At 67.3% G+C, this 26,791-nt stretch carries 25 protein-coding genes; 18 read left to right on the top strand and 7 right to left on the bottom strand.

Features of this window, described 5'->3' with window-relative positions; translation table 11 throughout:
- Window positions 1-46: 46 nt before the first annotated feature.
- Window positions 47-706 (top strand): cyclodeaminase/cyclohydrolase family protein, encoded by a 660-nt coding sequence (locus SMD14_RS09550; RefSeq protein ID WP_321216148.1) that lies wholly within the window; start codon window positions 47-49, stop codon window positions 704-706.
- Here SMD14_RS09550 and SMD14_RS09555 read toward each other — a convergent pair.
- Window positions 660-1,514 carry a glycosyltransferase family A protein gene (locus SMD14_RS09555; RefSeq protein ID WP_321216149.1) on the bottom strand — a complete coding sequence of 285 codons (855 nt, stop codon included), beginning with the start codon at window positions 1,512-1,514 and terminating at the stop codon, window positions 660-662. The genes SMD14_RS09550 and SMD14_RS09555 overlap by 47 nt on opposite strands.
- Window positions 1,515-1,611: 97 nt before the next feature.
- Between SMD14_RS09555 and SMD14_RS09560 the strand changes: the two genes are divergently transcribed.
- The 8 genes from SMD14_RS09560 to SMD14_RS09595 all read left to right on the top strand — a co-directional run bounded on the left by SMD14_RS09560 (window position 1,612) and on the right by SMD14_RS09595 (window position 11,260).
- Complete coding sequence (locus tag SMD14_RS09560; protein ID WP_321216150.1) at window positions 1,612-2,547, top strand: hypothetical protein; 936 nt, start codon at window positions 1,612-1,614, stop codon at window positions 2,545-2,547.
- 160 nt (window positions 2,548-2,707) lie between these two features.
- Window positions 2,708-4,096: a sigma 54-interacting transcriptional regulator gene (locus SMD14_RS09565; RefSeq protein WP_321216151.1), complete on the top strand. Its 1,389-nt coding sequence runs from the start codon at window positions 2,708-2,710 to the stop codon at window positions 4,094-4,096.
- Window positions 4,097-4,103: 7 nt separating this feature from the next.
- Window positions 4,104-6,110 (top strand): VWA domain-containing protein, encoded by a 2,007-nt coding sequence (locus SMD14_RS09570; RefSeq protein ID WP_321216152.1) that lies wholly within the window; start codon window positions 4,104-4,106, stop codon window positions 6,108-6,110.
- 107 nt (window positions 6,111-6,217) lie between these two features.
- On the top strand, window positions 6,218-7,156 hold the full coding sequence (locus SMD14_RS09575) for a 5'-3' exonuclease (protein ID WP_321216153.1): 939 nt from the start codon (window positions 6,218-6,220) through the stop codon (window positions 7,154-7,156).
- Between the two features lie 154 nt (window positions 7,157-7,310).
- Window positions 7,311-7,679, top strand: coding sequence for a hypothetical protein (locus tag SMD14_RS09580; RefSeq protein ID WP_321216154.1), 369 nt, complete (start codon window positions 7,311-7,313; stop codon window positions 7,677-7,679).
- Entirely contained in the window at window positions 7,669-8,250 is a 582-nt protein-coding gene (locus SMD14_RS09585) for a hypothetical protein (RefSeq protein ID WP_321216155.1), read from the top strand. Before SMD14_RS09580 ends, SMD14_RS09585 begins: the two co-directional genes overlap by 11 nt.
- A gap of 60 nt (window positions 8,251-8,310) precedes the next feature.
- A complete protein-coding gene (gene hrpB, locus SMD14_RS09590) occupies window positions 8,311-10,953 on the top strand; it encodes an ATP-dependent helicase HrpB (RefSeq protein WP_321216156.1) in 2,643 nt (880 codons plus the stop codon).
- Window positions 10,954-11,107: 154 nt separating this feature from the next.
- The gene (locus SMD14_RS09595; RefSeq protein ID WP_197432528.1) at window positions 11,108-11,260 is read left to right on the top strand and encodes a hypothetical protein; all 153 of its coding nucleotides are present in this window, start codon (window positions 11,108-11,110) and stop codon (window positions 11,258-11,260) included.
- Between the two features lie 58 nt (window positions 11,261-11,318).
- On the opposite strand, the gene SMD14_RS09600 is transcribed toward SMD14_RS09595, so the two are convergent.
- On the bottom strand, window positions 11,319-11,996 hold the full coding sequence (locus SMD14_RS09600; protein ID WP_321216157.1) for an alpha/beta family hydrolase: 678 nt from the start codon (window positions 11,994-11,996) through the stop codon (window positions 11,319-11,321).
- Window positions 11,997-12,064: 68 nt separating this feature from the next.
- On the opposite strand from SMD14_RS09600, the gene ligD reads away from it, so the two are divergent.
- Complete coding sequence (ligD, locus tag SMD14_RS09605; RefSeq protein WP_321216158.1) at window positions 12,065-13,087, top strand: non-homologous end-joining DNA ligase; 1,023 nt, start codon at window positions 12,065-12,067, stop codon at window positions 13,085-13,087.
- A 63-nt stretch (window positions 13,088-13,150) separates the two neighbouring features.
- Here ligD and SMD14_RS09610 read toward each other — a convergent pair whose 3' ends face one another.
- Complete coding sequence (locus SMD14_RS09610; RefSeq protein ID WP_321216159.1) at window positions 13,151-13,771, bottom strand: L-threonylcarbamoyladenylate synthase; 621 nt, start codon at window positions 13,769-13,771, stop codon at window positions 13,151-13,153.
- Window positions 13,772-13,900: 129 nt separating this feature from the next.
- On the opposite strand from SMD14_RS09610, the gene SMD14_RS09615 reads away from it, so the two are divergent.
- The 5 genes from SMD14_RS09615 (at window position 13,901) to SMD14_RS09635 (ending at window position 17,321) form a co-directional block, all read left to right on the top strand.
- The gene (locus SMD14_RS09615; protein WP_157242388.1) at window positions 13,901-14,335 is read left to right on the top strand and encodes a VOC family protein; all 435 of its coding nucleotides are present in this window, start codon (window positions 13,901-13,903) and stop codon (window positions 14,333-14,335) included.
- A 209-nt stretch (window positions 14,336-14,544) separates the two neighbouring features.
- On the top strand, window positions 14,545-15,051 hold the full coding sequence (locus SMD14_RS09620) for an HAD domain-containing protein (protein WP_321216160.1): 507 nt from the start codon (window positions 14,545-14,547) through the stop codon (window positions 15,049-15,051).
- A gap of 152 nt (window positions 15,052-15,203) precedes the next feature.
- Window positions 15,204-16,505, top strand: coding sequence for an inorganic phosphate transporter (locus SMD14_RS09625; protein WP_321216161.1), 1,302 nt, complete (start codon window positions 15,204-15,206; stop codon window positions 16,503-16,505).
- Entirely contained in the window at window positions 16,502-16,723 is a 222-nt protein-coding gene (locus SMD14_RS09630; protein WP_104997881.1) for a hypothetical protein, read from the top strand. Before SMD14_RS09625 ends, SMD14_RS09630 begins: the two co-directional genes overlap by 4 nt.
- Window positions 16,724-16,766: 43 nt before the next feature.
- The gene (locus tag SMD14_RS09635; protein ID WP_157242386.1) at window positions 16,767-17,321 is read left to right on the top strand and encodes a dihydrofolate reductase family protein; all 555 of its coding nucleotides are present in this window, start codon (window positions 16,767-16,769) and stop codon (window positions 17,319-17,321) included.
- A gap of 19 nt (window positions 17,322-17,340) precedes the next feature.
- Here SMD14_RS09635 and SMD14_RS09640 read toward each other — a convergent pair whose 3' ends face one another.
- A complete protein-coding gene (locus SMD14_RS09640; protein WP_321216162.1) occupies window positions 17,341-18,798 on the bottom strand; it encodes a DUF222 domain-containing protein in 1,458 nt (485 codons plus the stop codon).
- A 72-nt stretch (window positions 18,799-18,870) separates the two neighbouring features.
- Window positions 18,871-19,347 carry a hotdog fold thioesterase gene (locus SMD14_RS09645; protein WP_321216163.1) on the bottom strand — a complete coding sequence of 159 codons (477 nt, stop codon included), beginning with the start codon at window positions 19,345-19,347 and terminating at the stop codon, window positions 18,871-18,873.
- Window positions 19,348-19,582: 235 nt separating this feature from the next.
- Between SMD14_RS09645 and polA the strand changes: the two genes are divergently transcribed.
- The 3 genes from polA (at window position 19,583) to rpsA (ending at window position 25,324) form a co-directional block, all read left to right on the top strand.
- Window positions 19,583-22,225: a DNA polymerase I gene (gene polA, locus SMD14_RS09650; protein WP_231755138.1), complete on the top strand. Its 2,643-nt coding sequence runs from the start codon at window positions 19,583-19,585 to the stop codon at window positions 22,223-22,225.
- Window positions 22,226-22,275: 50 nt separating this feature from the next.
- Entirely contained in the window at window positions 22,276-23,574 is a 1,299-nt protein-coding gene (locus tag SMD14_RS09655) for a GNAT family N-acetyltransferase (RefSeq protein WP_321216164.1), read from the top strand.
- Window positions 23,575-23,845: 271 nt separating this feature from the next.
- On the top strand, window positions 23,846-25,324 hold the full coding sequence (gene rpsA / locus SMD14_RS09660) for a 30S ribosomal protein S1 (protein ID WP_157242382.1): 1,479 nt from the start codon (window positions 23,846-23,848) through the stop codon (window positions 25,322-25,324).
- A gap of 127 nt (window positions 25,325-25,451) precedes the next feature.
- On the opposite strand, the gene SMD14_RS09665 is transcribed toward rpsA, so the two are convergent.
- Both SMD14_RS09665 and SMD14_RS09670 read right to left on the bottom strand, forming a co-directional pair.
- The gene (locus tag SMD14_RS09665; RefSeq protein WP_321216165.1) at window positions 25,452-25,964 is read right to left on the bottom strand and encodes a GNAT family protein; all 513 of its coding nucleotides are present in this window, start codon (window positions 25,962-25,964) and stop codon (window positions 25,452-25,454) included.
- Window positions 25,948-26,637 carry a YigZ family protein gene (locus SMD14_RS09670; protein ID WP_321216166.1) on the bottom strand — a complete coding sequence of 230 codons (690 nt, stop codon included), beginning with the start codon at window positions 26,635-26,637 and terminating at the stop codon, window positions 25,948-25,950. The genes SMD14_RS09665 and SMD14_RS09670 overlap by 17 nt, the downstream gene beginning before the upstream one ends.
- Between the last annotated feature and the right edge of the window lie 154 nt (window positions 26,638-26,791).

The raw sequence follows: 26,791 nt of genomic DNA on the forward strand, positions 1-26,791 counted from the left end.
TCGCCGGCCGCGGCATACCTGCCGGGGACAGGGCACACTTGATGGCATGACTGATTCGGCTGCTGTGACCACCCAAGGCTCAACTGTTGAGCAGTGGACGCGTGCCCTGGCGGAGTCAAAGGGCTCGCCCGGCGGAGGGGCAGGGACGGGAGTTATGCTGGCCATCGCAGCGTCGCTGGCGTCAATGGTCGCCGGCTACACGGAACCCAAGGAGCACCAGGGGCCGGAACTCGCTGCCCTGCACGAGCGGGCCTGCGCCCTTCGCACCGATGCCCTCAAGTTGGCCGACGACGATGCTGCCGCCTCCGAAGCGTTCGGCGCCGCCTTCCGGCTTGAACGCGGCCCGGAACGGGACCGGGCTATACACCGGGCCTCCGTTGACGCAGCCAAGGCCTCCGCCGTGCTGGGCGAAAGGGCCGTTGCTGCCATTGATGACCTTGGCTGGCTCACCTCCAACGGGAACCCGGCGCTCATAGCCGATGTCGTCGTCGGATTCGGCGCCTTAAGGGCAGCGGTTGCGGGGGCACGCACGAACGTCAGTTTCGACCTCGCCACCCTGAGGTCTGCCGGTGCCACGCTGGACCAGGTCAGGGAAGAGCATCCGGCGCTGTGGGCGGCAGTGGAGCAGCTTACCTCGGCGCTCGAACGCATCGACCAGCTCACGGCCGCGGTGGATCACCGTGCCGCCCCCACCGACGCCGGCTGAACCGCCGCACTTCCCGCCGCCGTCGTACCTGCAAACGGTCCAGGCGGCGCCGCAGCGGCGCTTCTTCCCGGAACTCAACGCGGCACGTGGTCAGTGTCATGGCCCCGTGGCGGCGGAAGGATGCCCAGCTGGTAAGCGGCCGGGACGAGACGCCTACGGTGAGGGCGGGGTCGTAGATGACCGTCATCCCGGGGCGGAGGCGGTAGGAGATATCGACGTCGTCATGGACATCCGCGTTGTCCCGCACCACGCTGCGGCTGATCTCCCGCCACACTTCCCGCCGCAGTGCGAAGTTTGAACCGAAGACCGGGGGATGGCCCAGCAGTAGCCGGAAGACCCTGAAATAGCCGCTCAGGAACACATGCCTTCCGGCCCAGCGGACCCACGGGCTTCCGCCATAGAAATCGGCCGGCCCGGTCACAAGGGTCATGGGGCCCGCCGCCGCCAGGTCGGCCTCCACCCGTTCCAGCCAGTCGGCCGGGGGCCTGGAGTCCGTGTCCAGCCGGGCGATGATGTCCCCTGCCGCCGCATCAAAGCCGGCGGCGGCCGTGGCAGGAATGCCCTGCAGATCCACGGGGATGCGGCGTACCCCGGCGGCGGTGCAGACGGCGGGCGTGTCGTCGCTGCTGGCGTTGTCCACCACGATGATTTCGTGGGCCGGCCTGGTTTGCCGGGAGAGCAGGTGCAGGCACGTCCTCAGCATTTCCGCGTCGTTCCGGGTGGGGATCACCACCGAAACGGCCGGGGCGTCACCGCCCGCATACCCGCTGTCCACTGCAGCCCCCTCGACCTTCAGCACCCTGTGCATTCGTGGCCTTCGCCCTTGCCCCAATGCTGGCGCAAGAAGGCCCCGGGGGTCCAACTGCCCTACCGCACTGCCTGCGCAACCTACTAGCGTGGCTGGCGTGGCAGGGACTCTGGAAAGGGTAACGGCGTGGCTGCTTGAGGGCGATCCGGCGATCAGGTGGCAGGTGCTGCAGGACCTGCGCGGCGCCGGAGACGACGAGGTCCTCACCGAACGCCGCCGCGTGGCAACGGAAGGATGGGGCGCCCGGCTCCTGGGCGAACAGGACGGGGCCGGCACCTGGTCCCGGGGGCTCTACCTGCCCAAGTGGACTTCCACCACCTACACGCTCCTGCTTTTGCACCGGCTGGGCCTTCCGGAGGAAAACCCGCAGGCGGTCCGCGGCTGCCACTGCCTGTGGGACGGCGCCAGGTATTACGACGGCGGACCCAGCCTGTGGCGCGGGCCCCCGGACACGTGCGTCGTAAGAATGCTTGTCCTCCTGGCCTCCTACTTCCGTTACGGGGAGCCGCGGCTGGACGCGGCCGTGTCCTGGCTGCTCCAGGAACAGCTTCCCGACGGCGGGTGGAACTGCCAGACCAGGCGGACAGGCTCCCGCCACGGTTCTTTCCACACCAGCATCACCGTCCTCGAGGCACTCGATGCCTACGGGCGGTTCGGCGGACCGGCCGAGGTGCGGGCGGCAGCCGCGAAGGGACGCGAATTCTTCCTGGCCCATCACCTGTACCGCTCACACACCACCGGCGAGGTGGCCGACGGGGCATTCACCCGGTTCCCGTTTCCGCCGCAATGGCACTTCGATATCCTCCGGGGGCTCGAGTACTTCCGGGCGAGCGGAGCAGCGCCCGATCCCCGGCTCGCGGATGCCGTGGAAAGGGTCCGCGCGGCCCGGAATCCTGATGGCAGCTGGAAGCGGTACGCGCCATATCCGGGCAGGCAGTGGTTCCCGCCAGAACCGCCGGGCCCCAGCCGCATGACCACCCTGCGGTGCCTTCGCGTGCTCCGCTGGTGGGACAGTACCGGCGGGGCGGGATGAAATTGGCCTCAGAGCAGCGGCCACGGGCGGCGCATCCCGGTCCCGTCCACCGGCATGACGCGGCCCCGCCCGGGTTCCCGGGGGAAGGGGCAGCCGCCGTGGAACGGGTGTTTGGCGAAAGTCCTCGATTCACGGCAAGGGAGGGGGCTACCGTGGAGGGGTGACTGATCGTCCCGATATCTTCACAGTTGGCGAGCTGCGCGCCGCCGGCCACGCCCGCAAGGACCTCCGCCAGGAAATCCGAGACAACCTCCTCGCCGCGCTCGCCGCCGGCAGGGATCCGTGGCCAGGTTTGTACGGGTTCAGCCGCACGGTCATTCCCCAGCTGGAGCGCGCCCTGATTGCCGGCCACGACGTGGTGCTGCTCGGCGAGCGCGGGCAGGGCAAGACCCGCCTCCTCCGCACCCTGGCGGGGTTGCTGGATGAATGGTCGCCGGTCATCGAGGGCTCGGAACTGAACGAACACCCCTTCGAGCCCATCACCGAGCACTACCGTGCCCTCGCCCTCACCGAGGGTGACCGGCTGCGGGTGGCGTGGCGCCACCGGTCGGAGCGGTACGTGGAGAAGCTGGCCACGCCGGACACGTCCGTCGCTGACCTGATTGGCGACGTGGACCCGATGCGCGTGGCGGAGGGCCGCCGCCTCGGGGATCCGGAGACCATCCACTACGGCCTGGTTCCGCGTTCCAACCGGGGCATCATCGCCATTAACGAACTGCCGGACCTTGCGGAACGGATCCAGGTGTCCATGCTGAACGTGATGGAGGAGCGCGACATCCAGATCCGGGGCTACGTGCTCCGCCTGCCGCTGGACGTGCTGGTGGTCGCGTCCGCCAACCCGGAGGACTACACCAACCGGGGCCGGATCATCACGCCGCTGAAGGACCGCTTCGGCGCCGAGATCCGGACGCACTACCCAATCGAGCTCGACGACGAGGTGGCCGTCATACGGCAGGAGGGGCAGCTGGTGGCCAACGTCCCGCCGGTCATCCTTGAGATCCTGGCGCGTTACACCCGCGCGCTGCGGCAATCCCCGGCGATCAACCAGACCTCGGGGGTTTCGGCGCGGTTCGCCATCGCGGGAGCCGAAACAGTGGCTGCCGCGGCGCTCCGCCGGGCGAGTGTGCGCGGCGAGGCCGAGGCTGTGGCCCGGATAGTGGACCTTGGGACAGCGGTGGAAGTCCTGACCGGCAAGATCGAGTTCGAGTCGGGTGAGGAAGGCCGCGAGCAAGCCGTCCTTGACCACCTCCTGCGCACAGCCACTGCCGAGGCGGTGCGCGCGCACTACCAGGGCCTCGATCTCGGCCCGCTCGTGGCAGCGCTCGACGGGCACACCACAGTCACCACCGGAGAGCACGTCACGGCGCAGGAGTTCCTGGAGAACCTGCCGTCCCTGAATGGATCGGGCCTTTACGACGAAATCGGCATCCGCCTCGGCGCAAAGACCAAGGGCGAGCGCGCCGCCGCGATCGAACTCGCCCTGGAAGGCCTTTACCTTGCCCGCCGGATCTCCAAGGAGTCCGACGACGAGGAAACGGTCTACGGCTAGGGGCACCATGGACAGCCACCACCACTCCGCCAGGTACGGCCGGTACACGGGCGGACCCGATCCCCTTGCCCCGCCCGTCGACCTGGCGGAGGCGTTGGACGCCGTCGCCGACGACGTGATGGCAGGTTACTCACCCCGCCACGCCCTGCAGGAATTCCTCCGGCGCGGCGGCCGGAGCCGGGAAGGCCTGGACGACCTCGCCCGGCGCGTCCAGCAGCGCCGCAGTGAACTGCTTGGCAGGCACCGGCTGGACGGAACCCTCAGCGAGGTCAGGCAGCTCCTGGATACCGCCCTCCTGGAGGAACGCAAACAACTCGCCCGCGACGCGATGATGGACAACACGGACCGTGCCTTCCGGGAGATGCAGCTCCAGAACCTGCCCCAATCCACCGCGGCGGCCGTCAACGGGCTCGCTTCCTATGATTGGCAGTCCGGCGCCGCCAGGGAAGCCTACGAGCGGATCAAGGACCTGCTGGGCCGCGAGGCCCTGGACCAGCGCTTCGCCGGGATGAAGCAGGCGCTTGAGAACGCCACGGAAGAGGACCGGGCAGCCGTCAGCGGTATGCTCCGGGACCTGAACACGCTGCTGGACAAACACCGCCGCGGGCAGGACACGGAGGCTGACTTCCAGGAGTTCATGGCGCGGCACGGCCACCACTTCCCGGAAGATCCGCAGTCCGTGGAGGAGCTGATTGACGCACTGGCCAAGCGGGCAGCTGCGGCCCAGCGGCTCCTGCAGTCCATGTCGCCGGAGCAGCGGGAGGAGCTGATGCGCCTGTCCGCACAGGCTTTCGGGTCGCCGGAACTGATGGCCCAGCTCGACCGGCTCGACGACACCCTTCGGGCACTGCGTCCCGGAGAGGACTGGACCGGGTCGGAGCGGTTCGAGGGGCAGGAGGGGCTGGGCCTCGGCGACGGCACCGGCGTCCTCCAGGACATCGCGGAACTGGACGAACTCGCCGAGCAGCTTTCCCAGTCCTACAACGGATCAACCCTCGGTGACCTGGACCTGGATGCCCTGGCCCGCCAGCTTGGGCAGAACGCCGCCGTCACCGCACGCACGCTGGCGGAGATCGAGCGGGCCATGCAGGACGGCGGGTACCTGCGCCGTGGCGCGGACGGGGACCTCCGGCTTTCGCCCCAGGCCATGCGGCGGCTCGGGAAGTCACTCCTGCGGGATACCGCGAAACAGTTGTCCGGCAGGCAGGGGCGCAGGGACACCCGCGTGGCGGGAGCTGCCGGCGAGCAGACCGGCTCCAGCCGCCAATGGGAGTTCGGGGACGCCGAGCCCTGGGACGTCACGCGCACGCTGACCAACGCGATCAGCCGTACCGCGGCCGACGGCGGGACCCCGGGCGCCGGACTCCGCCTCACCCCCGCGGACATCGAGGTGAGCGAGACAGAGGCCCGCACCCAGGCCGCCGTCGTCCTCCTTGTGGACGTTTCATTCTCGATGGCCGCCGAGGGGCGGTGGGTGCCCATGAAGCGCACTGCCCTGGCGCTGCACCACCTCGTGTCCACGCGCTTCCGCGGGGACAGGCTGGAGCTGATCACGTTCGGCCGCTATGCCCAGGCGATGGATATAGGCGAGCTCACGGCCATGCCTCCCCGGCGTGAACAAGGAACAAACCTGCACCACGGATTGCTGCTGGCCGGCCGGTTCTTCCGCAAGCATCCCTCCATGCAGCCCGTCCTCCTGGTGGTGACCGACGGCGAGCCCACCGCCCACCTGCTTGCGGAAGGCGAACCGTGGTTCTGCTGGCCACCGGACCCGGAGACCATCCGGGTGACGGTGGCGGAACTGGACCGGCTGGGCCGTGCCGGCACGCAGGCCACGTTCTTCAGGCTGGGCAACGACCCCAGCCTGGAACGGTTCGTGCAGCGCATGGTGCGCCGGGTGGACGGCCGGGTGGTGGCCCCCGAGGCCGGGGACCTCGGAGCCGCTGTGGTGGGGGAGTACTTGCGTGCGCACTTCCGCGGACGCGCGTTCGGAGACTCCGACTGGGCCTCCTAGTTACAGCACGGGATGGGTGCCCGGTCGTGGACGCCGGGCGTGGAGAACCGCGGAATCGTGGCCCGGGCTGATGGCCGCGCAGGGCTGATCCGTGTGAGGATCGGAGTATGCCTGACCGCCTGATGCTGCTGGACACTGCCTCGCTGTACTTCCGCGCCTTCTACGGAATGCCGGATACGATCCGGCGCGGGGACGGCACACCGGTCAACGCCGTCCGGGGACTGCTGGACATGATTGCGCGGCTGACCACTGATTATCAGGCAACGCACCTGATCGCCTGCTGGGACGATGAGTGGCGCCCGCAATGGAGGGTGGACCTTCTCCCCACCTACAAGGCCCACCGGGTGGCGGAGGCCGTCGCGGGCGCACCGGACGTCGAGGTGGTCCCGGATGCGCTGGAGGCGCAGCTTCCGATGATCCGCCGGGTTCTTGGGCTCGCCGGCATCGCCATCGTGGGCGCGCCTGACCACGAGGCCGACGACGTCGTGGGCACCTACGCGAGCCACGCGGACCTGCCCGTGGACGTGGTGACCGGAGACCGTGACCTCTTCCAGGTCTGCGACGACGAACGGCAGGTCCGTGTGATCTACACCGCCCGCGGCATGAAGAACCTCGAAGTCATCACTGAAGAAGTGGTGGTGGCCAAGTACCGGGTGCTGCCCCGGCAATACGCCGACTATGCGACCCTGCGCGGCGACGCCTCTGACGGGTTGCCGGGCGTCGCAGGTATCGGCGAAAAGACCGCAGCGTCGCTGCTGCTCAAGCACGGCACCCTGGAGGGACTCCTGGAAGCGGCCGGGCATTCCGGCAGCGGACTCTCCGCACCGGTGCGGGCCAGGTTGGCCGCCGCCGCGGACTACCTCTCGGTTGCCCCCGCCGTCGTCAGGCTCGTGCGGGACCTTGACCTGCCCAGCCCCGATCAGGCTGGCGCCAAGCTAAGCCCCGTTGCGGGGGAGCCGCGCACCGAACTGGAGCGCCTCGCCACCGAGTGGAACCTGGGCGGCTCGGTCCGGCGGCTCCTGGCGGCCCTCGACCTGCGGCAGTAGGGACTGCAGTTCCTTTTTGTGGCGCTCCCTCAACGCACCACGCCGCACACTCTCCCTTGCGTCCCGCTTGCGTAGCCCGGATCGGGTAGTAAGCTTGCTGACCATTAGTAGTAAGCTTGCTGATTAGTCGGAGAAGCGGGAGCAGGTCGAACACATGAGTGCAGTTATTGGTGCCATCTGGTCCCTGGTGGCCGCCGCCGGAGCGGCGCTGGCGGCCAGCGCGCCATTCGGTGCTGCAGGTCATGGCGCCCAGTACCTCGCCGGTCACGTGCTCTTGGGCGTGGGTCTGGGCCAGCTGCTCGCCGCAGTACTTCGCGCAGCCGTGCGCCGGGTTCTCCGGAATGCCCCCCGGACAACGCCGGTACCCCTGGCAGCAGGTCCTGAAGCATCACCTGCTGCGGCCCTGACACTAGCAGCGGCTGTCCCTGCACCGGCAATTGACGCAATCGAAACCACTGCCGTGACGGTCCTGTACCCCCGGCCGGCCGCAGTCCTGCCCCTGCAGGGCAAGCATGCCGCCTGAGATTCCAGGGCCCCGCAACTCGGGGAAGGCTCTCCCGAAGCCCCAGCGGCGGACGGTTTGGCCCGCGCTGGCCGCCGTACTCGCAGCTGCCGCCCTGGTGGCCGGAGCATTCCTTGCCTCCGCAGGTCTTCGCGGCTCCGACTCGGATGAGGCAACCCTTCAGGGCTTGCAGATCCGCGTGCTCAACGTGAGCCAGGCCGCCGCGGAGAACAGGCTGGACGGCGCCCTCGCTGCCTTGGACGCGCTCGAAAATGACCTGGAGGCTGCCGCCGCAGGGGGCCTGGTCTCGGCGTCCAGGTATCGTGGCATCGAAGCCGCATTGTCGTCGGTCCGGGCCGAGATCACCCGCCACATCGAAGCCCAGGCCGCTGCGGCTTCCGCAGCCAAAGCAACGGCTGTCGCAGCCGAAACCCCCACCACGGACGCTTCCGCCACGCAGTCGCAGCCCGTCCCGCCCCAACCGGAATCGCCCGCCGCCGCCCCGGCGCCCGAATCCGCACCCCAGGGACCGGGACTGCCCGAAGCCGCCAAAGATTCCAGGGGCAGGACCAAAGGTACGGGAAAGCCCTGATCCCGGTGTCAGGCCGGGCCTCCGTCACGGCGGCAGCGAAGTTCCGGGCAAAATGGAGGGATGACTTCTCCGAGCGGCCTGAAGGTGCCGCCAGCCGGCAAGGCCTTCAACCTGGCGGCCATCGGCGCCGGACTGCCCTTCGCTGACTCGCTCGCGGCTTTGGCTGAAGCCCTGGACCGCAGCGGTGCCGGAGGAACGGCAGTAGTGCAGGCGCCGCCCGGAACAGGCAAGACCACCCTGGTGCCGCCGCTCCTCGCAAACCTCCTTGCGTCCGCCACCGGCCAGCCGGGCCGGGTGGTCGTGACCCAGCCCCGCCGCGTCGCCGCCCGTGCCGCCGCCCGCAGGCTGTCCGCCCTGGACGGCAGCCGGCTGGGAAGCCGCATCGGGTACACCGTCCGCGGCGAACGCCAGGCAGGACCCGAAACCCTCATCGAGTTCGTCACGCCCGGCATCCTGCTGCGCCGCCTGCTGGCCGCTCCGGACCTCCCCACGGCCGGCGCAGTGGTCCTGGACGAGGTCCACGAACGCGGGCTGGAAACGGATCTGCTCGTCGGCATGCTCGCTGACGTCCGCCAGCTGCGCGGCGACCTGGCCGTCGTCGCAATGTCCGCCACCCTCGATGCGCCCCGGTTTGCCGCCCTGCTGGGATACCACGACGGCGGCGGGCCGGCACCCGTCGTTGACTGCCCTTCCGCGCTCCATCCCTTGGGCATAGAGTGGCGGCCGGCTCCCGCCGCCAGGCTGGACGGCCGGGGAGTAACGCCCGCGTTCCTGGAGTTCGTGGCCGGGACGGCCGCGGAAGCCCACCGGCGTGAACTGGCACAGAACAGCGCCGCAGATGCCCTGGTCTTCCTCCCCGGGGCGAGGGAGGTTTCCCAGGTCGCGGCGAGGCTCCGCAGCCTGCTTGGCCCAGGGACGGACGTGCTGGAACTCCATGGCCAGGCAGCGCCGGCGGAACAGGACCGCGCGGTATCCGGCCGTCGCCCGGGCGACAACGCCAGGATCATCGTCTCCACAGACCTCGCCGAGTCCTCACTGACCGTCCCCGGCGTCCGGCTGGTGGTGGATTCAGGGCTTGCCCGTGAGCCGCGGCGTGACGCTGCCCGCGGGATGAACGGACTGGTCACAGTCTCCTGCTCCCGGGCCTCGGCGGACCAGCGTGCCGGGCGGGCAGCCCGCCAGGGGCCGGGGACCGTAGTCCGCTGCTACAGCCAGCAAGCCTTTGGCGCCGCGCCGGCCCACGTGACCCCGGAAATCAACGTGGCGGACCTGACGGGCGCCGCCCTGCTGATGGCGTGCTGGGGGTCCCCCAGGGGGAAGGGCCTCCCCTTGCCTGACGCGCCGCCGCAGCAGGCCATGGATGATGCGATGGAAGTTCTGGCGGAGCTCGGGGCCGTGTCCGGCAGCGGCCAGGCCACCCGCGCAGGCAGGACCCTCGCCGGCATTCCCGCCGATCCGCGGCTGGCCCGTGCCCTGCTCGACGGCGCGGCAGCGGCCGGCTCCAGCGCGGCGGCTGAGGTGGTGGCTGCCGTGGCCGGTGATGGCCGCGCTCCCGGCGCAGACCTGGTGCGGCTCATGTCCCAGTTGCGCAGTGACAGCGGGCCGGCCGGGCGGCGTTGGACGGAGGAGAGCCGCCGCCTCCAGGCGCTGGCCGGGCAGGCAGGCCCGCTGTCCGAAGCTCCCGCGCTTCCTGCCCTCACCGGCGGCACTGAGGTGGTGGGCGCCGTCGTCGCCCTCGCTTTTCCCGACCGCGTGGCACGCAGGGTCCCCGGCGACGGGCCGGAGCGCTATCTGCTGTCATCCGGGACCCGGGCAGGCTTGCCGGCCGGAAGCAGCCTGGCAGGGCAGGAATGGCTGGCCGTTGCCGAGGTGTCCCGCGCCGAAGGCAGGGACTCCGCCGGCACCGGTGCCGTGATCCGCGCCGCGGCTCCGCTCTCGGCCGGCCTTGCCGAGGCGGCGGCGTCACACCTTCTGGCTGAGGCCGTTGAGGCGGCCTTCACGCAGGGCCGCGTCACCGCCCGCAGGGTCCGGCGATTGGGCGCCATTGGGCTCGCGTCCACTCCCGTGCGTCCGTCGCCCGCGGAGGGAAGGGCTGCGGTAGCAGCAGTGCTGCAAAAGGACGGACTTTCCGTCCTCAAATGGTCGACGCCGGCAGCATCCTTGCGCAGCCGCCTCGCCTTCCTGCACCGTGAGCTGGGCGGACCGTGGCCGGACGTGTCGGAGGCCGGGCTCCTTGTCCGGCTGCAGGACTGGCTGGGACCCGAGCTCGAGGCGCTTGCAGGGGGCGCGGACGCCAACACCATTGACCTCACCGGGCCCCTCCGGCGGCTGCTTCCCTGGCCGGAGGCAGCCAGGATGGATGAGCTCGCCCCGGAATGGCTGGAGGTCCCCAGCGGCTCCAGGGTGCGGATTGAGTATCCGGAACCTTCAGCGGGGACGGAACGGCCCGTGGTTGCCGTCAAACTCCAGGAGTGCTTTGGGCTGGCAGAGACGCCCCGCCTGGTCCATGGCCGGGTGCCGGTCCTGTTCCACCTGTTGTCACCGGCCCGGCGGCCGCTCGCCGTCACCGACGACCTGACATCCTTCTGGTCCGGACCCTACGCACAGGTCCGCGCCGAGATGAGGGGGCGCTATCCCAAGCATCCGTGGCCGGAAGATCCCTGGACCGCACCGGCCACCGCACGGACCAAGCAGCGGAAATAGCCCGCTGCCGCGTTCGCCTCCCCGGGCCCGCGGCCCCGCGTGAGATCTCCGATACACGCCCGTTACGTACCGTCGACGCGCTGAAACATGCACCGCATAGGCTCGTTTCCACTTGGACAGTGTTGTCCTCAACAGGAAACGGAAGGACGTAAAGATGTTTCTCTTCACCAGCCTTAACCTCTTGCTCGACGGCCGGCGCAGTGATGACAGCCGGTCACACGGCGGCGGCAGCGGACAAACCGAATTCCCTGAAGGCCAGCTCAGTTCCGCAGCCTGGGAAGGCTGGTGGCACGAGGAAGCCGCCTGACACCCGGACTCCCTGGCGCCTGGTTCCGGGCAGCGGCCCCGTCAAAGGCCGCTGCGAATCAGCCGGAGGCGCGGATGAAGCCAGCCACCGGCTCGGCAAGGGACGCGCCCACTTCCGCGGCTGAACGCTTCACGCCGGCCACCGCAAACGAATGGTCGCCGCCCTCCACCCACTGCAGGACAGCTGAGGGTCCTATCCGGCGCACCACGTCCTCCAGGATGCCGGGAGTAGCGAACGTGTCGCGGCTGCCCTGCAGGAACAGCATCGGTGAAGTAATGCCGTAGAGGTGTTCGTCCCGGACTTTGTCGGGCTTTCCCGGCGGATGCAGGGGATACCCCAGGTAGACCAGTCCTGCAGCGTCCATCCCGTCCGCCACGGCCATCGAGGCCATCCGTCCGCCGAAGGATTTGCCCGCCGCCCAGATGCGGCCGGTGGCGCCATGTTCCGCCGCCTTGCCTGCCGCCGCAGCCATGGCTGCCCGCCAGGCTGCGATCGCCGTGGGTGGGCGGTCCGGGAACTTCCTGCCGGCCTCCCGGTAGGGGAAGTTGAAGCGGAGGGTGGCGAGGCCGAGGGAGTTCAGCGCGTCGGTGAACCCGCGCAGGAAGGGATGCTCCATGCCCGCACCCGCACCGTGCGCCAGCACCACCGTGGCGGACGGGCTGTCAGGGCACGCGTAGGTGCCGGAGACCATGACTTCGCCCACCGGGATGCTGAGGGCGGTTTCAGAAGCTGACATGCGTCCATCATGCCGGACCGGCCGCCAAAATCTGCCCGCCTCCTGTTGCAGGGGTGTACGTTGTCCCCATGGCGAGCGAACAGACCACCATCACAGTCCAGGGGCCGAACGGCGAGCGGGAAATGCGCATTTCGAGCCCCAGCCGGGTCATTTGGCCTGAGCCGGGAATCACCAAACTCGACCTGGCGAAGTACATCTGCGATGTCGGGGAAGCGTTCATCGCTGCCAACGGTGGCAGGCCTGTGGCCCTGCAGAGGTTCTCGGGCACCATCGACGGCGAGATGTTCTTCTCCAAGAACCCGCCGAAGGGCGCGCCGGCGTTCGTCCGGTCCACCAAGGTGGTCTTTCCGAGCGCACGCTCCCATCCCATGCTGATCCTCGATGAACCCGCAGCTGCCGTATGGGCGGTGCAGATGAACACCATCGTTTTCCACCCCTGGCCCTCCCGTGCGGAAAACACGGACAATCCCGACCAGCTGCGCATCGACCTCGACCCCCAGCCGGGAACCGATTTCGACGACGCCATCCCTGCCGCGCTGGCGCTGAAGGAGGTCCTGGCCGAGGCGGGCCTAGACTGCTTCATCAAGACCTCGGGGAACCGTGGACTGCACGTTTACGCGCCAGTGGAGCCCACGCGGGAATTCCTTGACGTCCGGCACGCTGTCATCGCTGCGGCCCGGGAACTGGAGCGCCGGATGCCGGAAAAGGTCACCACCGCCTGGTGGAAGGAAGAACGCGGCGAGCGGGTATTCGTGGACTTCAACCAAGCCAACCGGGACCGCACCATCGCCGGCGCCTACAGCCCCCGGCCGCTGCCCCACGCCCCGGTGTCCTGCCCGATCACCTGGGATGAACTGGAAAACGTGGATCCGAAGAACTTCACCATCCTCACCGTCCCGGACCGGCTCAAGACGCTCGGTGACCCCTGGGCGGACATGGGCAGGAAACCCGGAACCATCGACACGCTCCTTGGGTGGTGGGAGCGTGACATCAAGGCCGGGCTGGGCGAGCTTCCGTTCCCGCCGGACTACCCCAAGATGCCGGGCGAGCCGCCCAGGGTGCAGCCAAGCCGGGCGCGCAAGCAGGAGTAGCGGAAGCGGAAGGCAACCTCCGCCGTCGCCCCAAGTCCTTACCCGCGCGCACTTTGCCAGCAGCTATTCGAACCGGGAGGGATCCCCGGTACCGCGCCGGACAACCTCCGCCACGCCGCTGGAAAAGTCCACCACTGTGGTGGGTTCTGATCCGCAGTCGCCCGCGTCGATTACGGCGTCCACCTGGTGGTCCAGGCGCTCCTTGATCTCCCACCCCTGGGTCAGCGGGTCCTCCTCGTCAGGGAGCAGCAGGGTGCTCGAAAGCAACGGCTCACCGAGCTCCGCGAGCAGTGCCTGAACCACCCGGTTGTCCGGAATCCTCACGCCAACCGTTTTCTTCTTCGGATGCAGCAGGCGCTTCGGAACCTCCTTGGTGGCCGGCAGGATGAAGGTATAGCCGCCCGGGGTTACGGCCTTGATGCTGCGAAAGACATCGTTCCCGATGTGCACAAACTGGCCCAGCTGCGCGAAGTCACGGCAGACCAGCGTGAAGTGGTGCTTGTCGTCCAGCCGGCGGATGGTCCTGATCCGGTCCAGGGCGTCCCTGTTGCCTATCTGCGCGCCCAGCGCGTAGCAGGAGTCCGTGGGATAGGCGATCAGCCCGCCGTCGAGCACTATCTTGACTGCCTGGGTGATGGCGCGGGGCTGGGGGTCCTGGGGGTGAACGTCAAAGTATCTGGCCATGACCCTGAGCCTACGGCCCAGGCGGTCCCTTGCGCACCACCGTTCGGCATCCCCTACCACCCGCCCTTCGTTTGAGGCAGGATGTTGTCTGGTTCCACCATGTTCCGTCCCCATTCAAGGAGATCCACCATGCCGACCACTCTCAACCCCTACATCAGCTTCCGCGACAACGCCCGCGAGGCGATGACCTTCTACCAGGCGGTCTTCGGCGGCGACCTGGCCCTCAGCACTTTCGGCGAGTTCCAGGCCAGCGACGATCCGGCCGAATCGGACAAGATTATGCACGGCATGCTGACCACCACCCAGGGGATGGTGCTGATGGGGGCGGACACGCCGAACAGCATGGGGTACGCGCCGGGATCATCCATTTCGATCTCGCTCAGCGGTGACGATGAAGCGGAACTGCGCGGGTACTACGAGAAACTCAGTGGCGATGGCGGAACGGTGACCGTTCCAATGGAGCAGGCGCCCTGGGGTGACATCTTCGGCATGTGCACCGACCGGTTCGGTGTGGCCTGGCTGGTCAACGTCAACAACCCCCAAGTTGCCACGGGAACACCCTAGGACGGTAGCTTCTTTCGGGCCGGGAGGCAGGCGCGCTGAACGGTCCTCGCCCAGGCCCAGCAGCCCCGGGTCATTGAGGAGAATCCGGGCCGGTGCGAGGATGTAGGCGTGGAGCCAGACGTCAGATTCACCGGCCCGGAACATGAGCGGCCCGCCACTGCCAGGCCACCGGGCCTCCGGCAGGGCTAGGTTCCCGGTTCGGATCAGGAATGACCCGCACGCTCTATCTCGACGTCGACGGCGTCGTTTGTCCGTTCGGGCCAACCGGAGCCAGCGCTTGGGGATCCGGCTGGAAGTACGCCGATGCGGGCCTCCTGCCCGTGGCCTATGCGCCGGAACTCGTGGACGGGCTGAACGGCATTGCCGCGATGCCGGGGGTGCGCTGCGTCTGGCTCACCAGCTGGGAGGAACTTGCCCCGCAGTACCTGTGCCCGGCCATTGGCCTGGACGGGGCACGGTGGCCTTACCTGACTTCAGGCGGGACAGCCGCGGGGGAGGGCTGGTGGAAGCTTCGCGCCATCCAGGAGGACGTGGAAGCCGCCGGCCTTGAGGCTGTTGCCTGGATCGACGACCAGTTGGCATTCGAGGCGGCGGCCCAGGCCTGGGCCAGGCTCCTCGGCCGGCGCATCCTGGCCGTTTCCCCCGATCCGAGACGCGGCATCTCGCCCATGGAACTGGAGCGGATACGGTCGTTTCTCGGACAGCCGTTGTTTTGACCTGTTGTTGGGTACGCGTACGATCGATAAGGTTTCACGCCGGTCTGGTTACCGCCACAAGTCATTCCAAGCGAACAGCTGGTGAATTATCTGTGCAGGGCAGCCGGCGGAAAAGAAACTGCTGGACGTCGACTCTGCAGATTGGGCAACAGGTGGATATCACCTTCATGGTGGCGCTGGTTATCGCACTGGCACTATTTTTCGATTTCACTAACGGTTTCCACGACACCGCGAATGCCATGGCCACGCCCATCGCAACCGGCGCCATCAAACCAAAAACCGCGGTGGCGCTGGCAGCCATCCTGAACCTCGTGGGCGCATTCCTTTCCACGGAGGTGGCCAAAACGGTGTCCGGCGGAATCATCCGTGAGGGATCGGACGGCGTCCAGATCACGCCGGACATCATCTTTGCCGGACTCATGGGTGCCATCCTTTGGAACATGATCACCTGGCTAAAAGGCCTTCCCTCAAGTTCTTCGCATGCCTTGTTCGGCGGGCTCATCGGTGCAGCCATTGCCGGCATCGGCTTCAACTCCATCAACCTTGAAGGCCTCCTCCAGAAGGTCATCCTCCCGGCGATCTTCGCACCGCTTATTGCCGGCGTCGTTGCCTACATCTGCACGCGCCTCGCCTACGCGCTGACCTCGCGCCACGATCCCGAGACCGGCAGCAAGCTCACCCAGAAGCGCGGCGGCTTCCGGACCGGCCAGATCTTCACGTCCAGCCTGGTTGCACTGGCCCACGGCACCAATGACGCCCAGAAGACCATGGGCATCATCACGCTGGTCCTGATTGCCGCCGGAACCCAGGAGGCCGGCTCAGGACCCCAGTTCTGGGTTATTGCAGCCTGCGCCCTGGCCATCGCCATCGGCACGTACGCCGGCGGGTGGCGCATCATCCGCACCATGGGTGCCGGTCTCACCGAGGTTAAGCCCGCCCAGGGCTTCGCGGCCGAGACCAGCACGGCGTCTGCCATCCTTGCGTCCTCACACCTCGGCTTTGCGCTCTCCACCACCCAGGTTGCTTCCGGTTCCGTCATCGGCTCCGGCATGGGCCGCAAGGGAACCAGCGTGCGCTGGAACATGGTGGGCAAGATCGCCCTGGGCTGGCTGTTCACCCTTCCCGCCGCCGGAATTGTGGGGGCATTGACCGCCCTCCTGGTCAAGACGGGCGTGGTTGGCGTTTTGATTGCCGCCGTTGCCGGCACCGCAGCCGTGCTGCTGATGTTCTTCTACTCACGCAAGTCCGCCGTCGGCCATCACAACGCCATCGAGGTGGAAGAAGCCGGACAAGCCGTCCGTTTTGCCAAGAAGAAGGCCCTGGCACGTGCCCGTGCGCGCGCCAAATCCAAGGCAAACGCCCAGACCGAGCCAAACACCCAGCCCACTAACAAAACCGAAGCCGGCACCCAGGCGGAAGCCGAAGCCGTCGACACGAAGGATGCCCAACGATGAAGTGGTTGGAACTGCTGACCGTAGCCGGTGCCACCCTGGCGGCCGCTGTGACTGTGGTGGTCCTCTACTCCCTGGGCGTCAGGCTGACCGCCATCGCCGGTGACCCGCAGCAGGTGTCCCCAGGAACCAAGCGTGCGTTCGCATACGTCTGCTTCGGCCTGTGCGGCCTGGCAGTGCTCTTCGGGCTGTACCTGATCATTCCGTACTTTTCCGGCTGACCTGCCTCTGGCAGGCGCTGATGCCGTTGGCTAGGCTGGCTCCATGCCACGTATCCAGTACTTCGTCGCCGCGTCCCTGGACGGCTTTATTGCCACGCCCACCGATGACCTGGGCTGGCTGCTGCAGTTCGACGGTTTTGAGGGCGGCAAGGAAAGCTACGAGTCGTTCATGGCAGATGTCGGCTGCATCGTCATGGGCGGCGGAACCTACGCCTGGCTCCTGGAACACGAGCCGGGCAACTGGCCTTACCCGGGCACACCCTCCTACGTGTTCACCCGGCATGAGTACACGGCTCCGGCAGGTTCCGACATCACCTTCGTCCGCGGCGAAGTCACCGAGTTCCTCGCAGACTTCGAACGGGCCGCCGGCGGCAAGAACATCTGGGTGGTGGGCGGCGGGAACCTCGCCGCCCAGTTCGCTTCGGCCGGACTGCTCGACGAACTTATCCTCTCCGTCATCCCGGTGGTACTGGGGGATGGCAAGCGGCTGCTTCCGCTGGCAGGCCCGACGCCGCCACTCGAGTTGGTGGCCTCGCGCACCATGGGCAGGGGAATCGTGGAGCTGCGGTACCGGCTGGACGGAATTGCCGGCTCCTGAGCGGAAGGCCAACCAACATTCATCCGTCGCGGGCGTGCAGGAACTGCTCGAGGGCTTCTTCTCCCGGGGAGAGCCCGATGTAGGCGAAGTCCGTACAGCCTGCGATTGATCCTTCCAGGCGTTTCACTTCCGCAGCCCGATCCGGCCACTTGGGTGGTTCCCAGTCCTGGTGTTCGGTTGTGTAGTGGCGGCCGGTGGGTGAGGTCCAGCCGGGTGGTTCGGTTTTTGTTGCCGGGGTGGGTTTCCAGCCGCTGGTGTGGCGGAGTTTGTGGTGTTTCGGGCACGGCTGTCCGAGGTTCGAGACTCCTGTGGTGCCGCCGTTGTGCCAGGCGAGGAGGTGGTCGGCTTCGTTGTCGAGGGAGTGGTTGTTGCAGCCGGGGAAGGGGCATTTTCCGTCGCGCAGCCTGAGCCAGTTCCGCATGGCTTTGGTGACCCGGTAGCTGGTGCGGCCGATTTCCAGCGGCGCCCCGTCCCGCGGGTCCACGAGGACGCGGTGGAACGAATCCGCGCCCGTCGCGACGAGGTCCCGGGCCATGGAGGGCGGGACGGGTCCGTACCCGTCCAGCAACGCCGGCTCGTCCGTCAAGCCCAGCAGGGCGAACACTGGCACGGTGACCAGCACCTCGGCCCGGGGCAAGGCGGTCCCGCTGCTCCCGCTGGTGTTGCTTCCTGGCTTGAGGACCGCTTCGGTGAAGGTGTCGGCCCGGAGCTGGGTGAGGGTGCGGTGCTCGTTCGGTCCCTGCATGGTCCGGGAGAGGGCGGTGAGCTTGTTCCAGAGGGCCGTGGCCTGGTGGGCGGGCAGGTAGGCGGATAGCCAGACCATCCCGTCCTGGTCGGGCCGGTATTCGACCCGCCGGTCCGAAACTCCTTGGGCGTGGCGTTGTTCGATGGAGTCGGCGTGGTGGCGTTCGCGCCAGGTGCGCGCCTTGGCCCGGAACCTGTACGCGGGGATCTCCCCGATCGGGGCGGCGGTGGCGGGTTTTGGTGTGTCCGGGTCCAGGAAGTGGGCTTCCAGGGCGGCGGCGCCGGCGGGGTCAAGGGTGGCGGCCTCGTCCACCATGACGGTGGCGTGCTGCCAGGAGATGGTTCCGTTGTGCAGGGCTGCGAGGGTCCGGGGCAGGGAGGTGGTCAGGGCGTGGGAGCGGGCCAGCAGGGCTCCGGCTGCCCGGTCACCGATGGCCATGACACAGCTGATCTCGGCGGCGATAGCCCTTTCGAGCGCCTGCACGGGCGGGTCCGGCGGGGCGGCCGCCCGTGCGGTGACGGCGTATGTCCCTGCAGCGCTGACCACCAGCCCAGCAATTCTGGCCTGGACCCCGGCGGCCCCGGCAAGGATGTCCAGGCACCCGTCGGCCAGCCCGGCCAGCGGATCAGCAGCGGAAAACGGCTCCGAACCGCACCCGTCCGCCTCGGCAATGAGCACGGCAAGAGCGGCATTCATGTCCGCAAACGCCTTCGCCACCGCCGCTTTTCCCATACCAAAATCATCGCGGGAGGGTACGACATTATTGGGGCCGGGAAGGGCACAGGATCGAAAAGGGGACTCGCCCTACTCCTGCCGGGCCGGGACGTTGTCCCGGATCATGTTCGTTATACGGGCGGTGGACAGCCGGCGGCCCTGCTCGTCCGTAATCAAAATTTCGTGGGTGGCCAGGGTCCTGCCCAGGTGGATGGCGGTGCAGGTTCCAGTTACAGTGCCCGCCGCAATGGAGCGGTGATGCGTGGCATTCACCTCGATGCCGACGGCGTGGCGGTCCGGTCCCGCGTGCATCCCCGCGGCAAACGAACCAAGGGTCTCCGCCAGCACTACGTGGGCGCCGCCATGCAGAATGCCCGCAACCTGGGTGTTGCCCTCCACGGGCATGGTGGCAACGCTCCGCTCGGGACTCATTTCCAGGAAGTGAATCCCCATTTTCACCACCAGGGCGCCGATCCCGAACCGGCCCAGCCAACCGTGCAGGTGCTCAGGGATTCCGGCGGCCGCAAGCTCCCCGGCGAAAGGGCCGGGCGTGAAATTGTCCATCATGGCAACTAGGCTGGCACCTGTGAGTGAAACAACCAAACCGGCCCCTTTCCCGTCCCAAACCTTGCAGGAGGACAAAGCACCGCAGGGTTCCGCCACCCTTGAGGACGCGCCAGTCGGGGAAGGCGCAGGCCGGGGCAATGTCCCGGCACAGGCCAGTGGCTCGGTTTCTGCGACGGAAGCCCCGGTGGTTCCCATGACGGGACAGCCGCGCCTTTTGGTGCTGGACGGACATTCCATGGCATTCCGCGCGTTTTTTGCGCTGCCCGCGGACAAGTTCTCAACCACGAACGGGCAGCACACCAACGCCATTCACGGATTCACCTCCATGCTGATCAACCTCATCAAGGAGCAGCAGCCCACCCACATCGCGGTGGCCTTCGACGTTTCGGACGAGTCCACCCACCGCAAGACGGAGTACAGCGAATACAAGGGTGGCCGCAACGAGACTCCGCGGGAGATGAACAACCAGATCGACCTCATTGCGCAGGTCATGAAGGCCTGGGGCATCAAGACCATCACAATGCCCGGCTACGAGGCAGATGACATTCTTGCCACCCTCGCCACCATGGGAGAAAAAGCAGGGTACGAAGTGCTGCTGGTCTCGGGGGACCGCGATGCGTTCCAGCTCATCACCGACAACGTTTTTGTGCTGTACCCCAGGAAGGGCGTCAGCGACATTCCGCGGATGGATGCCGCTGCCATTGAGGCGAAGTACTTCGTCAGCCCCAGCCGGTACTCGGATCTTGCTGCGCTGGTGGGCGAAACGGCGGACAACCTTCCCGGCGTGCCCGGGGTCGGGCCCAAGACGGCCGCCAAGTGGATCAATCTTTACGGCGGGCTCGACGGCGTCCTGGAGCACCTGGATGCGATTGGCGGGAAGGTGGGCGATGCGCTGCGCGAAAACGTCGAGGCCGTCAAGCGGAACCGCCGCCTGAACCAGCTGCACACGGACCTTGAGCTTCCCGTCACGCTGGATGACCTTTACCAGCCGCGGCCGGACCAGGCCGCCCTGGAGGACCTGTTCGACAAGCTTGAGTTCAAGACCATCCGCAGCCGGCTCTTTGCGCTCTACGGCGATGCGGACAAGCCTGCCGCGGAACGGGAAAGCATCGACACGCCGCAGTACGTCGTGCCGGGCAGTGCCGCGGAGCTGTCAGCGTTCCTCGACGCCGGCGCGGGGCAGCGCTCCGCCGTCTCCGTCGACCTTGTCCCCGGCCGCATCGGCGAGGACGCCGCGGCGCTGGCGATTGTCCGGGACGGCGCTGCCGCCTATGTCGACCTGTCAAGCCAGGACGCCGAGTCGGAGAACGTCCTGGCCGGCTGGCTGCGGGACCCGGAAGCGCCGAAGGTCCTGCACGGTTTCAAGGCCGCACTGAAAGCCCTGACGTCCCGTGGACTGGAGCTGGAAGGCGTGGTGGATGACACGTCCATCTCCGGTTACCTCATCCAGCCGGACCGGCGCACCTACGAACTCGCGGAGCTGGCCCAGCACCACCTCAACGTGGGGATCCCTGCCGCCACGGCCAAGGCAGGCCAGCTAGAGCTCTCCTTCGACGGCGAGGACGACGCCGCAGCCGACGCGCTGGTCCAGGCGGCCGCCGTCGTGCTGGCCCTGAGCCGCTACTTCGAGGACGAACTCAAGGAGCGCAAGGCGGAGGAACTGCTCTCCACCCTCGAGCTGCCGGTCAGCCGTGTCCTCGCCGACATGGAGCTCGCCGGCATTGCCATTGACATGGCGCGCATGGATGACCAGATCGCCGATCTGGCCCGGGTCATCGACCAGGCGCAGGAGCAAGCGTTCGCGGCGATCGGGCATGAGGTGAACCTGGGCTCTCCCAAACAGCTCCAGACTGTCCTGTTCGAGGAACTCCAGTTGCCCAAGACCAAGAAGATCAAGTCGGGCTACACCACGGACGCCGCATCTTTGAAGAACCTGCTGGAAAAGACGGGGCACGAGTTCCTGGTGCAGCTGATGGCGCACCGGGAGGCCGCCAAGCTGAGCCAGATGCTCGAATCCCTGAAGAAGTCCGTGGCCGAGGACGGCCGCATCCACACCACCTACGCCCAGAATGTGGCAGCGACAGGCCGGATCTCCTCCAACAACCCGAACCTGCAGAACATCCCTATCCGCAGCGAGGAAGGCCGGCGGGTCCGCGGGATCTTCGTGGTGGGGGAGGGCTATGAGTGCCTGCTGTCCGCCGATTATTCCCAGATCGAAATGCGCATCATGGCCCACCTGTCCGGTGACCAGGGCCTGATCCAGGCCTACAGGGACGGTGAGGACCTGCACCGGTTCGTCGGCTCGAACATCTTCCATGTGCCCACCGAAGAGGTCACCAGCGCCATGCGCTCCAAGGTGAAGGCAATGTCCTATGGCCTGGCCTATGGCCTGACATCGTTCGGCCTGTCCAAGCAGCTGGAGATCTCCGTCGATGAGGCACGGACCCTCATGAAGGACTACTTCGACCGGTTCGGCGCTGTCCGCGACTACCTCCGCGGCGTGGTGGACCAGGCCCGCATTGACGGGTACACCGCAACCATCGAGGGACGCCGGCGCTACCTGCCGGACCTCACCAGCACGGACAGGCAACTCCGGGAGAACGCCGAGCGGATTGCCCTGAACAGTCCCATCCAGGGCTCGGCCGCGGACATCATCAAGCGCGCCATGCTGGGAGTCCACGCCGAGTTGAAAGCCCAAGGGCTGAAATCACGGATGCTGCTCCAGGTCCACGACGAACTGGTCCTGGAAGTGGCAGCCGGTGAGCGCGCGGCCGTGGAGAAGCTGGTTACCGAGCAGATGGCCGCCGCCGCGGACCTGAGCGTCCCGCTGGAGGTCCAGATCGGCGTCGGCCCCAGCTGGTACGACGCCGGCCACTAGCGGGTGTTGATGCTGGCCAGGCGCCGGGGATCTTGACTAGGCTCAGGTGCGTGGCTGATCTGAGTGGAAACTATGAAATCCGGCGCTTTGACGCTGTGTCCAAGGGCAAGGACGGTTACGCCGAGGCCGAAACCTGGAGCCGCGCCGTGTCCTTCGGCTTCCACGAATCCACCCGGACGCCGGAACACCTCGCCAAGACCCTTGAGACGTATGAGGCCGACCGGCGCGTCCTCACCGGCGCCTACCAAACCGGCCCGGTAGCGCCGTCGTCGCTGCCCGCCGACGTGCCGGTGGCCACCTTCGGCACCATGCGCAACACGCTCAACGTCGGCTTCGGGCACCTGGTGGAAGCCCACCTGGTCACCGCTGTCACCGTCCGCACCTCGCACCGGCGGCGCGGCCTGCTGCGGCGGATGATGAGCGAGGACCTGCAGCTCGCGAAAGACGACGGGGTTGCGGTGGCGGCGCTGACCGCGTCAGAGGGAACCATATATGGCCGGTTCGGCTACGGCGTGGCCAGCTTTGAACGCAACATCAAGGTTGACACCACCGCGCGGTTCAGCCTGCCGCACCAGCCCGCCGGCACCGTGGAGGTCACCGATCCCAAGGCATTGCTGCAGCTGGCTCCGGAAGTCTTCGACCGGGTGCACCGGCTGACCCCGGGGTCCGTAGGGCGGCAGGACTGGTACCGGCAGCTTGCGTCGGGCTCGCTCGGCCGCGACGGCAAGGAGGACCCCGCCATCAAGGTGGCGCTCCATTACGGGCCCGCCGGAACCGTCGACGGCTACGTCTCCTACAAGTTCCTCGGCTGGGACACCGAGCCCTACACCGTGGAAGTGGTGGACCTGCTGGCCGGCACCAATGATGCCTACCTGGAACTCTGGCAGTTCCTTGGCGCCATCGATCTGGTGGAGCGCGTGTCCTGGACGGAAGCCCCGTTGGACGACCCGCTGGCCTGGGCCCTGGACGATCCGCGCTGCATCGACTCCTCGGACAGCCGGGACATGCTCTGGCTGCGCATCCTCGATGTCCCGAAGGCACTGGCCGGGCGGCACTACCCGGCAGGAGGCCGCCTGGCGCTGAAAGTCCTGGATCCGCTCGGCCTAACGGCCGGAACGTACGTTCTTTCCGCCGACGGCGGCCAGGCCGCCGTCGAGCGCCTGCCGGAGACGGCGGAGGCGGACCTGACCCTGGACGTCTCCGCGCTGTCCTCGATGTACGTCGGCGGGGTCAGTCCGGTCACGCTGGCGGCAGCGGGCAAGGTCCGGGAGCACACGGCCGGATCCGCGCTGAAGGCCAGGCAGATGTTCGCCGTCGAGCGCTCGACGCATTGCCTTACCCACTTCTGAGGTCACTGGCAGCCTGGGGTCCCCTTCCCGGGTGGCCGCGTCATGCGCGTGCCCTGCCTCGCCGCTTTTGACCCGTGTTGCGGGCAGCGACTAGAATAAACGGGCGTGTACTACGTGCACGTATTTGCAGTTAAATATTTTCTCAGCAATCCACAAAATCAGGATGACCCGGAGGATCCGTCGGATTCACCGCAAATCGCGCCTGCGTTCCATAACGCGGGCGCGCCGGTTTGCCTGACCGACTAACTATCCACAACGGAGCCCCTACTACATGACCATCACCTCCACCGAGAAGCCCGGTACCCCCGTAGTCGCCATTAACGACATCGGTACCGCTGAGGACTTCCTCGCAGCAGTCGACGCGACCATCAAGTACTTCAATGACGGAGACCTCGTCGAAGGTACCGTCGTCAAGGTCGACCGCGACGAAGTCCTGCTCGACATCGGTTACAAGACCGAAGGTGTCATCCCCTCCCGCGAGCTTTCCATCAAGCACGACGTTGACCCCGGAGACGTCGTCTCCGTTGGCGATCAGGTCGAAGCCCTGGTGCTCACCAAGGAAGACAAAGAAGGCCGCCTGATCCTCTCCAAGAAGCGCGCGCAGTACGAGCGTGCCTGGGGCGACATCGAGAAGGTCAAGGAAGAAGACGGTGTCGTCACCGGTACCGTCATCGAGGTCGTCAAGGGTGGTCTTATCCTCGACATCGGCCTGCGCGGCTTCCTGCCCGCATCCCTCGTCGAGATGCGCCGTGTGCGCGACCTTGCTCCGTACATCGGTCAGCAGATCGAAGCCAAGATCATCGAGCTGGACAAGAACCGCAACAACGTTGTGCTGTCCCGCCGTGCATGGCTCGAGCAGACCCAGTCCGAGGTCCGCTCCACCTTCCTCAACAAGCTGGAAAAGGGCCAGGTCCGTCCCGGCGTCGTTTCCTCCATCGTCAACTTCGGTGCATTCGTGGACCTGGGCGGCGTAGACGGCCTGGTTCACGTTTCCGAGCTGTCCTGGAAGCACATCGACCACCCGTCCGAGGTTGTCGAAGTTGGCCAGGAAGTCACCGTCGAGGTTCTCGAGGTCGACCTGGACCGCGAGCGCGTCTCCCTGTCGCTCAAGGCTACGCAGGAAGATCCGTGGCAGACCTTCGCCCGCACCCACGCCCTGGGCCAGGTTGTCCCGGGTAAGGTCACGAAGCTCGTTCCGTTCGGTGCGTTCGTCCGCGTCGAAGACGGCATCGAAGGCCTGGTCCACATCTCCGAGCTGGCTGTCCGCCACGTGGAGCTGGCAGAGCAGGTTGTCTCCGTTGGTGACGAGCTGTTCGTCAAGGTCATCGACATCGACCTGGAACGCCGCCGCATCTCGCTGTCCCTCAAGCAGGCCAACGAGGGCGTCGACGCCGACAGCACCGAGTTCGATCCCGCTCTGTACGGCATGGCCGCAGAGTACGACGAAGAGGGCAACTACAAGTACCCCGAGGGCTTCGATCCCGAGTCCAACGAGTGGCTTGAAGGCTACGAGAACCAGCGCGCCGCCTGGGAGCAGCAGTACGCTGACGCCCAGACCCGCTGGGAAGCACACAAGAAGCAGGTTGCCCAGCACGCTGCCGACGACGCTGCAGCTGCAACGTCCGGTGAGAGCGACTCCGGCACCACCAGCTACTCCTCGGAGCCGGCTGCTGAGTCCAACACCGGTGCAGGTACGCTTGCATCCGACGAGGCTCTCGCCGCCCTGCGTGAGAAGCTGACCGGCAACTAAGTGCCAACGGTCCGGACTTTTCCGGGCTGACACAACGGGCCCCCGCAAACGCGGGGGCCCGTTGTCGTTAAAGCAGCAACTGACTGGCACTTAGCGCTGCCAAACGCGATTTTCGGTGCGCTTGCTGCTAGTCAGTTGGGAGTGCGACGACGGCGCGGACAGTTCCGTCGTCGTCAGGCGTGAGAGTGGCGCCGGCGCCGGCAAGGATCCGCTGGGCGGCGGGGTTTCCGGCCAGGGTGCGGGCCGTCACCTCGGCGATTCCGGCGTTGCGGGCCTCAGCCAGGACCAGGCGAAGTGCCGCGCTTCCGATGCCGCGGCCCCGAAACCTCCTGCCGAGCCAGATCCCGGTCTCCGCGGTGTCCCGTCCGGTGCCGGCATCCACGCGCTTGAGCCGGATGGAGCCGGCGAGGGCGCCATCGGCAAGGATCCCCCAGGATTTCTCGCCGGCCGTCCCGTTGAGGCCTTCCGCGGCGGCGCGGTGGTAAGTGAAGAACCAGGCTGTCCGTTCAAGGTTCCAGCCCGGGCCGCCAAGCGGGGGAGCCACCTCATCCGGCGAAGCGTCCCGCTTGGCCAGGTCCAGGAGCTGTTCCAGCAGCTGTTCGTCGACGTCCAGCAGGGACACGTCAGGCAAGCGGGACATCCACCCACTCCGTTCCTTCCATCGTCAGGGCGGCGCTGCCGGCGGTGAGGAGCTGCACGCGCCCGGCCGCAGCGGCAATGGCTGCGGGCTCGTCCGGCACGGCCACGCGCAGGACGGTGTGCCCGGCGGCGTAGCTGGTCCCGGCCATCACGAATCCCGCGGAGCGCAGGTCGTTTTCCAGCCGGCCGGCAGCAGCGTGCGGCACTTCGGCGGCACCGATGCGCAACCTGCTCCGGCGCACCATGGGCACCAGGGACAGCGCCGAGGAGACGGACTCCGAGTAGGCGCGCACCAGGCCTCCGGCACCCAACAGGACGCCACCGAAATAGCGCACGACGACGGCACTGACGTCGCTGAGGTCGGCCACCCCGGGGAGTGTCTCCCTTTTGGCGAGGGCCTCAAGCATCGGAAGGCCTGCCGTCCCCGAGGGCTCACCGTCGTCATTGGAGCGCTGGATGTTCCGGTCCGGGCCGATGATGAACGCTGAGCAGTGGTGGCGTGCGTCATGGAATTCGCGGCGCAGGCCGGTGACCAGGTCACGTGCCAGTTCTTCGGTGCCGGTGCGGCGCAGGACGGTGATGAACCGGGAGCGCTTGATCTCGATCTCGTGGCGGAAATCGGGTCCGGCCGCCAGGGTGGTGTAACTCGTGGCCCTGCTGTCTTCCTCTTGCACCCGGCCCAGTCTAGGCCCAAGTTCCCCTGGCCCGGCAACGGCTGGAGTAGGGGTTGCGGCTCGTGATTAAGGATCGATTAAGGCGTCAGCGGGAATCTGGGAACACCAGGAAACGGAACCAGCAGAGTATTCCGAACAGGAAGGGTGGGCCTGA

The organism is Pseudarthrobacter oxydans (assembly GCF_034258515.1).
Classification (GTDB): Bacteria; Actinomycetota; Actinomycetes; order Actinomycetales; family Micrococcaceae; genus Arthrobacter.

Excerpts from the sequence above, each read along its gene's own strand:
- SMD14_RS09580 (WP_321216154.1), top strand. The coding sequence starts at position 7,311 with ATGAGTGCAGTTATTGGTGCCATCTGGTCCCTGGTGGCCGCCGCCGGA.
- ligD (WP_321216158.1), top strand. The coding sequence starts at position 12,065 with ATGGCGAGCGAACAGACCACCATCACAGTCCAGGGGCCGAACGGCGAG.
- SMD14_RS09665 (WP_321216165.1), bottom strand. The coding sequence starts at position 25,964 with ATGTCCCGCTTGCCTGACGTGTCCCTGCTGGACGTCGACGAACAGCTG.
- SMD14_RS09595 (WP_197432528.1), top strand. The coding sequence starts at position 11,108 with ATGTTTCTCTTCACCAGCCTTAACCTCTTGCTCGACGGCCGGCGCAGT.
- SMD14_RS09550 (WP_321216148.1), top strand. The coding sequence starts at position 47 with ATGACTGATTCGGCTGCTGTGACCACCCAAGGCTCAACTGTTGAGCAG.
- SMD14_RS09645 (WP_321216163.1), bottom strand. The coding sequence starts at position 19,347 with ATGATGGACAATTTCACGCCCGGCCCTTTCGCCGGGGAGCTTGCGGCC.
- hrpB (WP_321216156.1), top strand. The coding sequence starts at position 8,311 with ATGACTTCTCCGAGCGGCCTGAAGGTGCCGCCAGCCGGCAAGGCCTTC.
- SMD14_RS09610 (WP_321216159.1), bottom strand. The coding sequence starts at position 13,771 with ATGGCCAGATACTTTGACGTTCACCCCCAGGACCCCCAGCCCCGCGCC.
- SMD14_RS09585 (WP_321216155.1), top strand. The coding sequence starts at position 7,669 with ATGCCGCCTGAGATTCCAGGGCCCCGCAACTCGGGGAAGGCTCTCCCG.
- SMD14_RS09630 (WP_104997881.1), top strand. The coding sequence starts at position 16,502 with ATGAAGTGGTTGGAACTGCTGACCGTAGCCGGTGCCACCCTGGCGGCC.
- SMD14_RS09620 (WP_321216160.1), top strand. The coding sequence starts at position 14,545 with ATGACCCGCACGCTCTATCTCGACGTCGACGGCGTCGTTTGTCCGTTC.
- SMD14_RS09555 (WP_321216149.1), bottom strand. The coding sequence starts at position 1,514 with ATGCACAGGGTGCTGAAGGTCGAGGGGGCTGCAGTGGACAGCGGGTAT.
- polA (WP_231755138.1), top strand. The coding sequence starts at position 19,583 with ATGGCATTCCGCGCGTTTTTTGCGCTGCCCGCGGACAAGTTCTCAACC.
- SMD14_RS09640 (WP_321216162.1), bottom strand. The coding sequence starts at position 18,798 with ATGGGAAAAGCGGCGGTGGCGAAGGCGTTTGCGGACATGAATGCCGCT.
- SMD14_RS09615 (WP_157242388.1), top strand. The coding sequence starts at position 13,901 with ATGCCGACCACTCTCAACCCCTACATCAGCTTCCGCGACAACGCCCGC.
- rpsA (WP_157242382.1), top strand. The coding sequence starts at position 23,846 with ATGACCATCACCTCCACCGAGAAGCCCGGTACCCCCGTAGTCGCCATT.
- SMD14_RS09600 (WP_321216157.1), bottom strand. The coding sequence starts at position 11,996 with ATGTCAGCTTCTGAAACCGCCCTCAGCATCCCGGTGGGCGAAGTCATG.
- SMD14_RS09635 (WP_157242386.1), top strand. The coding sequence starts at position 16,767 with ATGCCACGTATCCAGTACTTCGTCGCCGCGTCCCTGGACGGCTTTATT.
- SMD14_RS09575 (WP_321216153.1), top strand. The coding sequence starts at position 6,218 with ATGCCTGACCGCCTGATGCTGCTGGACACTGCCTCGCTGTACTTCCGC.
- SMD14_RS09570 (WP_321216152.1), top strand. The coding sequence starts at position 4,104 with ATGGACAGCCACCACCACTCCGCCAGGTACGGCCGGTACACGGGCGGA.